This window comes from Flindersiella endophytica (assembly GCF_054779015.1).
On sequence record NZ_BAAGYY010000024.1, the window covers coordinates 820,701 to 834,340 of the forward strand.

The 13,640-nt window shown below is 68.7% G+C and carries 13 protein-coding genes and 1 pseudogene; 7 read left to right on the top strand and 7 right to left on the bottom strand.

All coding sequences use genetic code 11. From position 1 onward, the window contains the following. Positions 1-26 precede the first annotated feature (26 nt). The 3 genes from ACYVF6_RS31545 (at position 27) to ACYVF6_RS31555 (ending at position 2,646) form a co-directional block, all read left to right on the top strand. Positions 27-467 (top strand): EF-Tu/IF-2/RF-3 family GTPase, encoded by a 441-nt coding sequence (locus ACYVF6_RS31545; protein WP_460526288.1) that lies wholly within the window; start codon positions 27-29, stop codon positions 465-467. Between the two features lie 10 nt (positions 468-477). Continuing rightward, on the top strand, positions 478-1,095 hold the full coding sequence (locus ACYVF6_RS31550; RefSeq protein WP_460526290.1) for a DUF2461 domain-containing protein: 618 nt from the start codon (positions 478-480) through the stop codon (positions 1,093-1,095). Between the two features lie 84 nt (positions 1,096-1,179). Beyond that, the gene (locus tag ACYVF6_RS31555; protein WP_460526292.1) at positions 1,180-2,646 is read left to right on the top strand and encodes an alpha/beta hydrolase family protein; all 1,467 of its coding nucleotides are present in this window, start codon (positions 1,180-1,182) and stop codon (positions 2,644-2,646) included. 11 nt (positions 2,647-2,657) lie between these two features. Here ACYVF6_RS31555 and ACYVF6_RS31560 read toward each other — a convergent pair whose 3' ends face one another. Further along, positions 2,658-2,933: a hypothetical protein gene (locus ACYVF6_RS31560; protein WP_460526294.1), complete on the bottom strand. Its 276-nt coding sequence runs from the start codon at positions 2,931-2,933 to the stop codon at positions 2,658-2,660. A 139-nt stretch (positions 2,934-3,072) separates the two neighbouring features. Here ACYVF6_RS31560 and ACYVF6_RS31565 point away from each other — a divergent pair, with 139 nt between their 5' ends. After that, entirely contained in the window at positions 3,073-4,227 is a 1,155-nt protein-coding gene (locus ACYVF6_RS31565) for an IS256 family transposase (protein WP_460526296.1), read from the top strand. A gap of 819 nt (positions 4,228-5,046) precedes the next feature. Here ACYVF6_RS31565 and ACYVF6_RS31570 read toward each other — a convergent pair. Further along, positions 5,047-5,362, bottom strand: a pseudogene (locus ACYVF6_RS31570) (transposase); the annotation flags it as partial. 161 nt (positions 5,363-5,523) lie between these two features. Further along, a complete protein-coding gene (locus ACYVF6_RS31575; protein ID WP_460526298.1) occupies positions 5,524-6,123 on the bottom strand; it encodes a TetR/AcrR family transcriptional regulator in 600 nt (199 codons plus the stop codon). A gap of 95 nt (positions 6,124-6,218) precedes the next feature. Here ACYVF6_RS31575 and ACYVF6_RS31580 point away from each other — a divergent pair, with 95 nt between their 5' ends. Both ACYVF6_RS31580 and ACYVF6_RS31585 read left to right on the top strand, forming a co-directional pair. Continuing rightward, the gene (locus ACYVF6_RS31580) at positions 6,219-6,854 is read left to right on the top strand and encodes a DUF1330 domain-containing protein (RefSeq protein WP_460526300.1); all 636 of its coding nucleotides are present in this window, start codon (positions 6,219-6,221) and stop codon (positions 6,852-6,854) included. A gap of 424 nt (positions 6,855-7,278) precedes the next feature. After that, positions 7,279-8,889 (top strand): alkaline phosphatase D family protein, encoded by a 1,611-nt coding sequence (locus ACYVF6_RS31585; RefSeq protein WP_460526302.1) that lies wholly within the window; start codon positions 7,279-7,281, stop codon positions 8,887-8,889. Here ACYVF6_RS31585 and ACYVF6_RS31590 read toward each other — a convergent pair. From ACYVF6_RS31590 to ACYVF6_RS31600, 3 genes are all read right to left on the bottom strand, one after another. Next, positions 8,874-10,118, bottom strand: a complete 1,245-nt coding sequence (locus tag ACYVF6_RS31590; protein WP_460526304.1) for an ImmA/IrrE family metallo-endopeptidase — start codon at positions 10,116-10,118, stop codon at positions 8,874-8,876. The genes ACYVF6_RS31585 and ACYVF6_RS31590 overlap by 16 nt on opposite strands. After that, entirely contained in the window at positions 10,119-10,895 is a 777-nt protein-coding gene (locus ACYVF6_RS31595) for an RING finger protein (RefSeq protein ID WP_460526306.1), read from the bottom strand. It abuts the gene before it with no gap. Positions 10,896-11,038: 143 nt separating this feature from the next. Next, the gene (locus tag ACYVF6_RS31600; RefSeq protein ID WP_460526308.1) at positions 11,039-11,536 is read right to left on the bottom strand and encodes a YybH family protein; all 498 of its coding nucleotides are present in this window, start codon (positions 11,534-11,536) and stop codon (positions 11,039-11,041) included. A gap of 121 nt (positions 11,537-11,657) precedes the next feature. Between ACYVF6_RS31600 and pdxR the strand changes: the two genes are divergently transcribed. After that, positions 11,658-13,121: a MocR-like pyridoxine biosynthesis transcription factor PdxR gene (pdxR, locus tag ACYVF6_RS31605; RefSeq protein ID WP_460526310.1), complete on the top strand. Its 1,464-nt coding sequence runs from the start codon at positions 11,658-11,660 to the stop codon at positions 13,119-13,121. Positions 13,122-13,140: 19 nt separating this feature from the next. Here pdxR and ACYVF6_RS31610 read toward each other — a convergent pair whose 3' ends face one another. After that, positions 13,141-13,566, bottom strand: coding sequence for a RidA family protein (locus ACYVF6_RS31610; RefSeq protein ID WP_460526312.1), 426 nt, complete (start codon positions 13,564-13,566; stop codon positions 13,141-13,143). Positions 13,567-13,640: the final 74 nt, after the last annotated feature.

A 13,640-nucleotide genomic window follows, 5' to 3' on the forward strand; every position in this document is an offset into this window, starting at 1 on the left:
TGGCCGGCCGCTCTACGATCAGGTGCATGGGATGGTTCCGCAGGGTGCGCAGGCGCAATGACCCGCCGACGCCGGAGGAGATGCTGGCCCAGGGCCACGCGGCGATGGCTCAGCAGGCAGACCCCGCGGCAGCCGCGCCGGCGCCGGCTCCGGCAACGTCCGGCGACTTCCGTATGCAGGTCGAGGACGTCTTCCAGATCACCGGCCGCGGGCTGGTCGCGACCGGCCGGATCCAGTCCGGGCAGGTCCAGGTCGGCCAGCAGGTTTCCGTCACGCGGGCCGGCAGTCCGCAGGCGTCGGCTGTCGTGGACGGCATCGAGCAGTTCCGCAAGACGACACAGCAGGCTGGAGCCGGTGAGAACGTCGGCCTGCTGTTCCGCGGGCTGACGAAGCAGGATCTGGCGCCTGGCGACCTCCTTACCGGCGGCACTGGCGGCACTGGCGGCAGCGGGCAGGCGAGCTCCTAGGCCGGCTGCCATGGGACGCTTCAAGGGCTGGCCGGAGCGGGCGTTCGACGTACTCCTGCGCCTCGAGGGCGATCCCACCATGGAGGAGCGGCGGGCGTTACGCGAGCAGCGCGAACAGCTCGTCCGGCAGCCGATGATCGCGCTGATGCAGGACATTGCGGACCTCGATCCTGTGTATGACGACTTCTTCGTCTGGGGCTTCGACAAACTGCTCTGGCCGTGGCAGCGCCAGCGGGCGCTGTTCCTCGTGGGCGACTACACCCAGTGCGTCGTGACGTTCGATCTCGACGGGCTCGTGGTGCGGGGCTTCCGGAGGAGTCAGCGGATCGATGTCGTACGCGCGGCGATCGCGAGCCCTGCGGGCGCGGAGCTCGTGGACGTCCTGGAAACCCTGCGGGCCAAGGGATATGAGATCGCCGGCGAGGTCACGAAACGCGTTCCGCGCGACTACGACCGGGATCACAAGCGTGCCGATCTCCTGCGGCACCGTACGCTGACCGCGACCCGCTACCTCGGCTGCGACGACTGGCTGCATACAGAGGAGGCGCGGGACCGGGTCTTCGAGGCACTCGAGGAGCTTCGGCCGTTCGTTCGTTGGCTTCAGGAGCACGCTACCTGCGATCGCTAGCGCTTTCCTCAGCCCACGGTATGACTTCCAATCCCAAACCCTGCTCCGATGCGCAACCCCCTCCCCCACCAAGAAGGTTGTCCCATGACCACCTTCAACCCCCTCAGAGCCATGCTGGTGCTCGCGCTGGCTGTGGTGTTGCTCCCTGCCACCGCAGCCGCCGCCGCGGAGCCGCCATCGGTGAGCCGGCCTATGTCACTGCGCTGGGCGCCATGTCCGGAAGGCGATCCTCCGAACGTGGAGATGGAGTGCGCTCCGCTGGAAGTGCCGCTCGACTGGTCCAAGCCCGGTGGGCGCAAACTCACGTTGATGGTTGGCCGGCTGAAACCCGACGATGCGACGCCACCGCCCGCGCGCTCCGTGCTGGTCAACTTCGGCGGCCCCATCGGCAACAGCATCGAGCTGATGCGGCTGTACGGTCACCAGGCGTTCGCCGGGCTGCGGCAGCGGATGAACATCGTGACCTGGGACATCAGGGGAGGTCCCGGCCTGCCCGGCCTGAGCACGCCGAACCTCCCGTGCACCTGGCACACGACGCGGGTTCCGGCCTACCCACGTAGCCAGCAGGAGTTCGACGCGCTGGCGGCAAGCAACCGGGCCGCGGCCAACGAGTGCAGGGTGCGCGACCCGGAGTTGTTCGACCATATGGACTCCGCCAGCAACGCGCGCGACGTCGAGGCGATCCGGCGGGCGCTCGGTGAGGCGCAGGTCAACTTCTACGGCGCTTCCTACGGTGGCTTCATCGCGCAGTCCTATGCCCGGCTCTATCCGCAGCGCGTACGCACGATGGTGCTCGACGGCACCTGGAACCACAGCGCACGCGACTGGAACCGCGAACTGGACGGGCTGGCGCTGGCGAACGAGCACTCGATCCGCAGGTTCTTCAACTGGTGCGCGGACACTCCGGCTTGCGTCCTGCACGGCACGAACCTGTCGCAGCGGTGGCGGCGCCTGGTGGCGAAGGCCGACCGCACGCCGATCCCAGCGCCGGCAGTCGACGCGCGTTACGACGGGAGAGACCTGCAGGGCTTCGGCTTGGCGCTTGCCAAGGGCGGTTCCGAAACCTGGCCCATGCTCGCGCAGGCGATCGTTGACGCCGAGAATGGCGACGCCTCGGGGTTCGCACCGGCGCCGCCGCAGCGGCCGTACGCGTCGGTGCCCACTCCCGCCGCTGTGGAGTGCCTCGACTGGCCGCACTTCTCCGACCAGTCCGAGCTTGAAGCGACGGTCCGCCGACTGCGCCGGCTGGTGCCCGACGTCGGCGCGACCGACACGATCGCGATGAACACTTTGCTGTGCGTCGGCTGGCCGGCCAAGGCCACGAACCTGCCGGAACCATTGCCGGGTGGGCTCCCACCGCTGCTCGGTGCCGGCAACTGGAACGAGTACGAGGCGACAAGCCGGGTGCTCGCCCAGGTGCCAGGCAGCGGCGGCGTCTACCACGACAGCCCAGGCCACACCCTCTACCCCGGCAACGCCTGCGCCCGCGACCACATCGACCGCTACCTCGCCGACCGCACCATCCCACCCAGCGGCACCACCTGCCCATAACCCAGGCCCGATCATCGCGGCCGCCACCCACCCAGGCCGCGATGGTCGCCCGGTCCTGGACCACCCGGCCACGCGCCCTGCACGTCGGCCAGGTCGCCGTACGAGGTGCCGGACAGCCGCAGCGAGTCGCGGCCACGCCCCGGCCAACCTGATCGCCGAGCCAGTGCGCGAAGCAGCACGCGGCCTGGGCTGGCAGAACCGGCAGCACCCGCACCACCCGGCACCACCCGCACCACCGGCAGCACCCGCACCACCCGCACCACCCGCAGCACCCGCAGCACCCGCACCACCCGGCACCACCCGGCACCAACCGCACCACCGGCAGCACCCGCAGCACCCGCACCACCCGCAGCACCCGGTGTCGTGCGTCAACGGGACTGTCCGATGAACGGTGTGCGGGGCCCGGCCTGACCGAGAGGGATGGCCGTGACGGACACGACCGAGTTCATTGCTGAGGAGCCTGCCGCGAACGCTGGGATGATCGGCGACGTGGCGAGTGAGGAGATCGATGAGAAGGAGCTCGCGGAGCGGCTGCTGGTCCAGGCTCGCGAGCGGGGAGTGAGCCTGGTCGGCCCGGGCGGGTTGTTGTCTAGCCTGACCAAGACGGTGCTGGAGACCTTCGAGCCTGCGATCGTTAAGAAGCGGCAGCGCCGGCTGAACGGGATCGACGAGATCGTGCTGTCGCTGACCGCGCGGGGGCTGACCACTGGGGAGGTGGCCGCGCACTTCGAGGACGTCTATGGGGCGAAGGTCAGCAAGGACACCATCAGCCGGATCACCGAGAAGGTCGTCGGGGAGAGGGCCGAGTGGTCCTGCCGGCCGCTGGATGCGATCTATCCGGTCATCTTCGTCGACGCGCTGGTGGTGAAGGTGCGCGAGGGGCAGGTCCGCAACACCCCGTTCTACGTGGTCATGGGCGTCACGACCGCCGGTGAGCGCGACATCCTCGGCATCTGGGCTGGCAGCCAGGGCGGTGAGGGCGCGCGGTTCTGGCTGCAGGTCTTTAGCGAGCTGAAGAACCGCGGCGTGGCCGATGTCCTGATCGCGGTGTGCGACGGCTTGAAAGGGGCTGCCGGAGGCGATCTGCACCACCTGGGAACACACCGTGGTCCAGCAGTGCGTGGTGCACCTGATCCGCAACAGCTTCCGCTACGCCGGCCGCCAGCATCGCGACGTGATCGCCAAGGCGCTCAACCGGTCTACACCGCTCCGTCCGAAGCCGCTGCCAAGGAACGCTTCAACGAGTTCGCCGACCAGTGGGGCACCCGCTACCCAGCAATCGTGCGGCTGTGGGAGAACGCCTGGGCCGAGTTCGTGCCCTTCCTCGAGTACCACCTCGAGATCCGCAAGGTCATCTGCACCACCAACGCCATCGAGTCAATCAACGCCCGCTACCGCCGAGCGGTCAAGGCCCGCGGGCACTTCCCGACCGACGCAGCCGCGTTGAAGTGTCTGTACCTTGTCACCAGATCGCTCGACCCGACCGGCGGCGGCAGAGCCCGCTGGATGATGCGGTGGAAAGCACCACTCAACGCCTTCGCAATCACCTTCACCGGACGCTTCGAGCCCACAAATCACTGAAAACGCCGGGCCCGCACACCGTTTACCAGACAGTCCCGCGTCAACTTCTTGGCAGGGTTTGATCTTGAACTTTGTGCCGGGTGACCTGCGCGGTTTGGTTCGCTGTCTTTCGGTGTCGCTGTGCCCAGGTGATTTCTCTGGTGCAATTTGGCGCTGGCCCAGTTTTCGTGACCGGGTCGATTCGGCGGCTTACGGGCTAGGTGGAAGGACAGCTACGCCATCTAGGCCGGACCTGGCCTCAGTTTCCGGAATCATCGGGTTATGAGGATGAGGCGCGGCACCCCCGGCCTTCCGGTTGATGTGGCCCAGCTTTCGCCGAGGAGCCTGACGGCGACGACGTCGAGGAAGCGCTTGAGACGTGGGCGCACAGCGTGCATAGCTTCTATGCGGCACAACTGAGGAGCCTCCCCATGGACCCGCCGGCCACGCCTGAGGAGATTGGCGAATGGACTCGCGCCGCGAGGGCGTACCTGGACGACGTGGCCGCGGCAAATGGGTGACCTAGGGTCTGCGCAAGAGCGACTGCGACGGCAGCGTTGGCGGCCGCGCGGTTGTGGGGCGAAGGCGCATTACCGCGAGGCTGAAGCGGTCTGGCGAACACGGGTCGAAGCTGCGACCTCGGCATACCGACCACTGCCCGGCGGGCTTACACCGCGCCAGGTGAGGATGTCGGCGAACGCCGCGACACGGGGTGCGGTCCGGTCCAGGTGTGGGCAGGCGGCCAATGCCTGTTTGAGTTTGAGGTGCTCGTCGGTGACGAGCTCGTCGAGCTGCGCAACATCCAGGAGGTGATGCACCGCACTTTCGGCACCGCCGGCCGAGGGATGGTGCCCTACCGGAGAGCACCACCTCGTCGACCCCGGTCAGCCGTCGCTGCCGCTTCTTGAGGATCTGTGGCGCGAACGTACCCGCGCGATCCCGCGGCACGTCAATCTCGACATGCCCGCTGGCTTCGGTCAACACCGTCTTGCTCCGGGTGCCATTGCGGATGTTGCCCGACCCTGCGCCGACCGGTTCGTGCTTCTCATAACCCAGGTGCTCGGTCATCTCCTGGTTCAACGCCGTTTCGAGCTCCGCCTTGGTCGACTGCTTGAGCAGCCCATCCGGCCGTCAACGACAGGCCCTGCTTCTCAGCCGACACAGCCTTCGGCTCCCTCTTCTTCGCCACACCGCCCAGTCTCGCCGTATCCGGTGTCGCCGCCGTCACGGCTCCCTCCCGCCGACCGTCAGGCTGACGCGTCAGGCCGGAAACACCGTTCGATCCACAGTCCCCACCCATAAGGAGGAATCACTCGTCTAGGGGACTGTGGAGGGCTGAAGCATCCGGACCGTCCGTGTGGCCAGGGCTGTGATGTCGGCGGTGTCCATCGGCTGGTGGGTGATCAGAGCGCGGAGGTAGATGGGGGCGACCAGCGTTTCGATCGCGTGGACTGGATCGACATCGGTGGCTGCCTGGCCGCGTTCCTGAGCTCGGCGGACGATGGTTGCGGTGTGTTCGAACAGGCTTGCCCAATAGCCTGCGGCGGCATGGGCGAGGCGGTCTTCGGTACTTGCTGCGACCAGCGGCAGCATGGCTTGTGACATCGGGCTGGCGACGGTTTCGGCGACGCGGGTGGCGACGTCTGTCAGGTCGCGACAAAGATCGCCGGTGTCGGGCAGCGGTGTGGTGACTGGGGTGAGTGCGACGAGTAGATCGGCGACCAGGCCGGCGGTGGACACCCATCGACGGTAGATCGTGGCCTTGTGGACACCTGAGCGCCGTGCGACCTCCTCGATCGTCAGCGCGCCCGGATCGCCGCGTTCCAGGGCGTCCCGCACTGCGCGGAAGACGCGGTCTCGGACATCGGCGCTGCGCCCGCCCGGCCTCGAGCGGACCCGATCCACCTGCTCCTCCATACCTGCACATTAACACGACTGCAGTTGCGTTAGCGTCTTCGGCACTTCTAGACTTAGCGCGAAGCATGTCGCGTTAAGGCCAAGAGGGGACCAACATGACCGACCGGCGCCGGTACCACCAACTCGTGTTCATCTGGGTCCGCGACCCGGAGATGTTCGCCGACTACCTGCAGAACCTGCCACCGATCGTCGCCCGCTATGGCGGCGCCGCAGACCTCAGCCTGCGCCCCACAACGGTCCAGGCAGACCAACTCGCGTTACCCGACATCGTCAACCTCGTCCATTACGACGACAAGAAGGCGTACCAACGCTTCAACGCCGACCCCGAGTTCCAGCAGATCGAACCTCTGCGCGCCGGATCAGTAGACCTGATGACCTACGAGGGATACCTGCGCATGGCCGACCCGTCACCGACCGGACCGACTACGCGGGCATACACCGTCGAAGTGGCCACCTACCGCGACGGCACCGGCGAGGCCTACCGAACCTATGAGGAGCGCACCGAGCCCCTGCGGTCCAGGTTCGGCTACCACATCGAGTACATCCTGGACCCGCAGACAGCTCCGGCCGGCCGGCCCGGCCCTGACCTGGTCAAGATCTCCTCGTTCCCCGACCACGCCGCCAGATCCGCATTCGACGCCGACCCGACCCACACCGAAGTCGAGCAGAACCTGTACCCGGCCGCGGCGACCCACGCGATCCGGCTCACCTGCCAGGCCATCGGTCGGTGATCACGACGCCGGCGGCGCGTAGGTCGGCGATCGCCGCGCCGTCGCCGTCTGGATGGGCGCGGACGAACCCGGTGGCCACAACTCGGATGGTGACGGCATAGCCGAGCCAGCAGGCGTCACGGGGCGGTCGCGGAGACGAAAACGTCGGCAGCGAAGCCGACAACGACGATCGAGTCCACGCCGGCATCTCAGCCGTCCGGCAAGCGGGCTTCCCCGGTCGAAGGCGCGTTCCTGCTCGGGCGACATCGCCGCCACGCTGAAGGTTGCGGCCTTGCGCCCGGCGAGCGACGAGTTCGGCCGTAACGCGGAATTGGCAAACGATCGCACGATGCAACAGGGCGTTGGCCAGCCTTGGCCGCTTCCGTTGACAGTCGCCGGCTGGGACATGACGATGCGGACGGTCTGTCAGGGAGGGGATCCGATCATGTCCGGTCGACGAACTATGTCCAACCGCCGGCGGTTCTTGGCGATGGCTGGTGGCGGCACGCTCGCCGCCGCGATTGGTGCAGAAGTGGTCGAGGCGAGGCCCGCGCTCGCGGAGGTCAGGATTCCTGGCAACCCGTTCAGGTTGGGCGTCGCGTCGGGGGAGCCGGTGGCCGACGGTGTGGTCCTCTGGACCAGGCTCGCTCCCGACCCGACCGCGCTGGATGGCAAGGGTGGCATGCCGCAGGTCGACGTTTCAGTGCAGTGGCAGGTCGCCGAGGACGAGCGGTTCCAGCGGGTTGTACGTGCGGGAGACGCCCGGGCCACACCGAGCCTCGCCCACTCCGTACACGTGGACGTCAGGGGCCTGCGGCCGGATCGCGTGTACTGGTACCGGTTTCGCGTCGGCCGGGAGGTCAGCGCTGTCGGCCGGACGCGGACCGCTCCAAGCGCGGACGCGAGGCTGGCAAGCCTGAGCTTCGCGTTCGCCAGTTGCCAGAACCTTCCCGAAGGCCACTTCACGGTGTTGCGGCACCTCGCCCAGGACGACCTCGACTTCGTGGTCCACCTGGGCGACTACATCTACGAAGGCGGCAGCCAGGGCACGATCGGCCGCGGGCACCTGCCGGCGGCAGAGACGTTCTCGCTGACCGACTACCGCATCCGCCACAGCCAGTACAAGCTCGACCCCGACCTCCAGGCCGCCCACGCCGCGCTCCCCTGGCTGGTGACGATCGACGACCACGATGTCGAAAACAACTGGGCCGGCAGCCACTCACAGCCCGACACCGAGCCCGACCAGGATCCCGCCGTCTTCCTGCAGCGCCGCGCCGCCGCGTTCCAGGCGTTCTACGAGAACCAGCCCCTACGCCTGGCCGCCAAGCCCGACGGACCCGACATGCTGCTCTACCGGCGCCTCACGTTCGGAAGGCTCGCGAGCCTGCACATGGTCGACACCCGCCAATATCGCGACGTCCAGCTCACCAACCAGGACGAGCGGTTCGACCCGAGCCGCACCATGCTCGGCGCCGACCAGGAGGCCTGGCTGCTGAACGGCCTCGACCGCTCCAGGTCCACCTGGAACGTCCTCGGCAACCAGGTCTTCATGATGCAGGCCGACCACACCGACGGCGAGGGCGTCCGCTACGGCCTGGACACCTGGGACGGTTACGCCGCGGCCAGGCAACGGCTGTTCGACGGCGTACAGCAACAGGGCGTCGACAACCTCGTCATCCTCACCGGCGACGCGCACCGCAGTGCCGCCGCCGACCTGAAACTGAACTTCGCCGACCAGTCCTCGCCGACGGTCGGCGTCGAGTTCCTCGGTACGTCGATCAGCTCCGGCCAGAACGGCAGCCCCATGGACAGCCTCGGCCAGACCTGGCTACGGGAGAACCCGCACATGAAGTTCCACAACTCGCAGCGCGGCTACGGCCGCTGCGAGATCACGCCGACGACCTGGCGCACCGACTACCAGGTCGTGCCGTACGTCACCGAGCCGGGCGCGCCGATCCAGACCGCGGCGAGCATCTACGTCGAGGCGGGCCGGCCGGGCATCCAGCAGGTCGAACAGGCCGGGCAGACCGGGCAGGTAACTCAGCGCGCGGGCTGACCCGGCGACGGCGAAGGCGAAGGCGACGATCCGGAGGACACCAGCCGAAGGCTCGGCCGCTCGTCGACCGTACGGCTGAGCAGCTCGCGCACCTCCACCATCGGCAGGCACAGGTCGTCTGCCAGGCTCTGCTCCGTCACCCCCCGCGCCGCGGCCAGCTCCACCGCTTCGGCAAGCAGAGAAGGCCATTCGGTGGGATAGGTGCCCGTCGGCTCGGTGCGACGCCAGCCCAGCTGGCCGAGCGTCACCATGCCCCGGCGGTAGAGCGACTCGCCGATCACGCCGAGGTCGTGGCTGCGCCGCAGCAACGCGTGCACCGACACACCCCAGACCTTCTGCACCTCGAAGAGGTACGCCAGGTCGAGCCGGTTCGGCAGCAACGGCTCCAGGTCGCGCGCGGGCATCAGCAGCTCCGCCGCGAACCTGTCGGCCTCCTGCTCCTGCCGCGCCGAGCCGGGCGCCGCCGCCGAACCGCCGTGGAGTACGAGGTGCCCGAGCTCGTGAGCCGCGCTGAAGCGACGCCGCAACGGATTGCCGCGATCCTTGGTCAGGCACATCAACGGCCGCGACAGGTCGGCCGAACGGCAGGTGAACGCGTCGATCCGCTCCCCCGCCCCGAACCGCGCCATGCTGATCACGACGCCCTTGGACTCCAGCGTGCGCAGCAGATGATGGAACGGCCCGTGGGGGATCCGCCAGGCCCGGCGTACCTCCACCGCTGCGACCGACGGCGCCGCCTCGATCTCGGGCACGTCGAGGTCGGGCAGGCGCACGACGCGTTCGAGCTCGCCGACGAGCTCGGCGAGGTGGCTCATCGTCGCGCGCGCCTGGGTGCGTTCGGCGACCCGGGTCGAGCGCAGGCTGCGAAAGTGCGTGCCGGCCTCCTCGATCGGCACGATCGCCCGCCCCAGGGCGAAGTAGCCGACCGGCAGGCCGAGCACGCTCGCCAGCCGTACGACGGTCTCGGGCGCGGGCCTGGCCAGCCGGCGTTCGAACTGGGTGACGGCGGTCGGCGTGACACCGACCGCCTCGGCTAAGTCCTTCTTCGCCAGCTTGGCACGTTCGCGGGCCAGCGTGAGCCGAGCCGGGTCGAACGCCGCCGCGACTGCCTTGGCCGCCTCGAGATCGCCGGGAAGGATCGCATGGACGGCGTCCTCTGCTGTCGTCAGCGACGTGACGCCGGCCTGTGCTTCACCCGGGCGCGACGCACCCGTCCGCCTGTCGGCCACCTAGCCGGCCCCCTCGTCGATCAGCTCGAGGTCGAACGCCGGCGGCTTCGGAACCTCGGGCCGCGAGTCGGCGGCAAGCGCCGGCGACCCCGTGCCGGCCGGTGTCTCGCCGACCGAGGCCGAGCCGGAAGGGCCGGCGGTGCCGGGCAGCACGGGCAGGCCGTACAGACTGCGGCCCGTACCCACGTCGAGCTCCAGGAACTTGTCGTCGTGCCAATAGAGCAGCCCGTCGACCACCGAGATGTAGGGCATCGCGAGGAACGCCCGGCACAGCCCGTCGTCGCGGTTGCCGGCCCAGGCCAGGAAGATCACGCTGGACAACGGAATCGGGGGCAGCCCGTGGTAGTCGAGCTGCCCCTGCCCGTCGTGGTGCCGCGACGCGATCTTCGCCCGGATGCCGGAGTCTTCCCGGAACGGGATGCCCTGGAAGCGGTCGCGCGCGGTCTTGCCGTAGCGATAGGTGTAGACCAGGAAGCGCCCGGTCTCGATCGTGAACGGGGTGCCGAACATCTCGTTGGGCCGGTGCGCCCTGGCTCCGGGCAGCCGGTCGGCGACCACTCTCGACAGCTGAGCGGCGAAGCAGCGATAGCGGTCGGTGCCGTACGTCGTCTCGTCGGTCCAGTCGTCGAGGCGGTAGCGATACAACGCCGCCCAGTGCGCGTAGTGCAGGCAGGGCACGGCATATCTGGTGAAAACCTCGGCGGCGCGCGGCCCGACCAGCTCGCCGAACCAGTCTGGCTGCTGCTCCAGCGTCGGCTGTTCCAAGATCGCGGACATCCCCTGCTCCCCTCGCCTGCTTCAGTTCGCGGCTACGGGTAGCAGCTTCTCACTTCATTTCCGCGCAACCGGGGACGTCGCCCGGCGCGTCGCGAGGCCGATTGCCCAGACCGATTGAGCAGCGTACGGCACCGACACCGAACCTACTCCGCGACGCCTGTGATGTGCTCGCCGACGACCATCCACCGGCCGTTCACCCGCGTGAGCGTCAGGCTCACCGCCAGCGGCGAGCGTACGCCGGAGTCGGGGTTCTCGAACAACACGTTGTCGACGACGTACGCGGTGTGGTAGTCGTAGATCTTCCTGCTCACCTCGTCGAACGTCTCCGTCCAGCCGGGTACGCCCATCAGGCCGGCGTAGAAGTCGCGGATGGCCGCCTTGCCGACGATGATCTTGCCGCTGTTGAGCGTGAGCACGGCGTCATCCGTCCACAGCCGCAGGTACCCCTCCAGATCGCGGCCCAGCAATGTGGTCGTGAAGCGCTGGATCGTCCGGTCCAGCTCCGCCGCGCACGACGACGACCCGCCGCCGGTCTCCGACGCGGCCTCGGCGCTCGAGCTGAACGCGGGCTGCGCCGCCGGCACCGCACCCATCGCCGCCAGCAGCAGACCCGCCATCACCGTACGAACTCGCCCTGCCATGGTCACCCTCCCTGTTGTTGACATCGAGCAGCGAGCCTAAGCAGGCAGTGGATCCGCGACCAGGTCCAATTCGGGCAGGTCACACTGCGCCAATCCGGCGAAGCCGCATAACGTGCGCACCGTGGAGATTCATCTGAGCCTCGGCGAAAAGAGCGACCTGGCCGGGCAGATCTACCGCCAGCTCCGCGCCGCGGTCCTGGACGGCCGGCTGCGTTCCGGCGATCCGCTGCCGCCGACCCGCGAGCTCGCCGAGCAGCTCTCGGTCGCGCGCAACACCGTGATCGCCGCGTACGACAAGCTCGCGGGCGAGGGCTTCGTCACCAGCCGGGTGGGTGCCGGCACCTATGTCAGCGACGACGTACGGCAGCGCGCCGCCGCCACCCGCGAGCGCGCCGGCAGCCAGCCCACTCCGCTCACACCGCGCGCGGTCTGGAAGCAGGCGCCCGAGCCGCCGACACTCACCGACGAGCCGGAGTACGACTTCCGGCTCGGCCTGGGAGACGCGCGGCTGTTCCCGTACCAGACCTGGCGGCGCCTGCTCACGACCGAGCTGCGCGCCGGCAGCGTACGAAACGGCGCGTACGCCGACCCCGCCGGCCACGTCGAGTTGCGCGCGGCGATCGCGCGGCACCTCGGCGTTTCCCGTTCTGTCAAAGCGGATCCGGACGACATCGTGATCGTCAACGGAACGCAGCAGGGCGTCGACCTGATCGGCCGGGTCCTGGTCGAGCCGGGCAGCCGGGTCGGCGTCGAGGACCCCGGCTATCCACCGGTCCGCCGCCTGTTCGAGTCGCTCGGCGCGTCCGTCGTGTGCGTTCCGGTCGACGCCGAGGGTCTGGTGGTCGACGCCATTCCCGACGACGTACGCCTGGTGTTCGTTACGCCGTCGCACCAGTTTCCGCTCGGCATGCGGATGTCACCGGCGCGGCGGTTCGCGCTGCTCGAGTGGGCCGAACGGCACGACGCGGCGATCGTCGAGGACGACTACGACAGCGAGTTTCGCTTCACAGGAAGGCCGATCGAGCCGCTGCAGAGCCTGGACCAGGCCGGCCGGGTGATCTACGTGGGGTCGTTCTCCAAAGTACTGTTGCCGATTCTCCGGCTCGGCTTCCTGGTGGCGCCGCCGTCGCTGCTGCCAGCGCTGCGAGCGGCGAAGTATGTGACCGACTGGCACAGCCCGCTGACCAACCAGCTGGCGCTGGCCCGCTTCATCGAGGAAGGGGGGCTGGCCCGGCACGTACGCAGGACACGCGCGGTCTACCGCGCCCGGCACGAGCGGTTGACGAGAGCGCTGGCGAGCGGGTTCACGCGCTGGCTGGAGCCGGTGCCGTCGGTCGCCGGCCTGCACGTCGCGGCCTACTTCCGCTCCGAAACCGTCGACGACACCCGCGACGTGGTCGACCCCGCGCGACGAGCAGGCGTGGCCCTGCCCGCACTCTCGTGGTTCTCCGCACGGCCGCAACACACGCGCCCGGGCCTCGTCCTCGGCTACGGCGCGATCCCCACCGACCGCATCGACGAAGGCCTGCGCCGGCTCCGAAGCTGCCTGCTCGCCGTAGCCGGGGCCGGCGACGGAATTAATTAGTTTGGGTGACCCGTAAAAACTAATTGCCAGCGGCTTGGTCTGCGCCGGGGTCAGCGACGGCCGCGACGGCTTCGATTTCGAGGAGGAGGTCGGGGCGGATCAGGCCGGCGACCTGGACCAGGGAGCTGGTCGGCGGGCGGTCGGTGTTGACGAACTCGTCGCGGACGGTGCGGACCACGACCAGCTCCGAGGTGTCGACGACGTAGATGGTCAGCTTGAAGACGTCGTCCCACGTCGCGCCACCGGCTTCCAACGCCGCGCCGACGTTGAGCATCACCTGGCGGGTCTGCGCCTCCCAGTCGCCCTCGGCGACGGTGCCGTCGGGCGCGACCGGAATCTGGCCGGACGTCCAGACCAGCCGGCTGCCCGGCGCGATCGCGGCGACGTGGCTGTAGCCGGCGGGCCGCGGCAGCTTCGGCGGCGTGCTGAGCTCGAAAGCAGTCACGACCGCCATTGTTCACAGGGCCCGTGCTTTAATACAAACCGAATCGCTTGGCGGAGAGGAACGGAACAGGAAGG

Excerpts from the sequence above, each read along its gene's own strand:
- ACYVF6_RS31575 (WP_460526298.1), bottom strand. The coding sequence starts at position 6,123 with ATGGAGGAGCAGGTGGATCGGGTCCGCTCGAGGCCGGGCGGGCGCAGC.
- ACYVF6_RS31585 (WP_460526302.1), top strand. The coding sequence starts at position 7,279 with ATGTCCGGTCGACGAACTATGTCCAACCGCCGGCGGTTCTTGGCGATG.
- ACYVF6_RS31545 (WP_460526288.1), top strand. The coding sequence starts at position 27 with ATGGGATGGTTCCGCAGGGTGCGCAGGCGCAATGACCCGCCGACGCCG.
- ACYVF6_RS31600 (WP_460526308.1), bottom strand. The coding sequence starts at position 11,536 with ATGGCAGGGCGAGTTCGTACGGTGATGGCGGGTCTGCTGCTGGCGGCG.
- ACYVF6_RS31550 (WP_460526290.1), top strand. The coding sequence starts at position 478 with ATGGGACGCTTCAAGGGCTGGCCGGAGCGGGCGTTCGACGTACTCCTG.
- ACYVF6_RS31580 (WP_460526300.1), top strand. The coding sequence starts at position 6,219 with ATGACCGACCGGCGCCGGTACCACCAACTCGTGTTCATCTGGGTCCGC.
- ACYVF6_RS31595 (WP_460526306.1), bottom strand. The coding sequence starts at position 10,895 with ATGTCCGCGATCTTGGAACAGCCGACGCTGGAGCAGCAGCCAGACTGG.
- ACYVF6_RS31555 (WP_460526292.1), top strand. The coding sequence starts at position 1,180 with ATGACCACCTTCAACCCCCTCAGAGCCATGCTGGTGCTCGCGCTGGCT.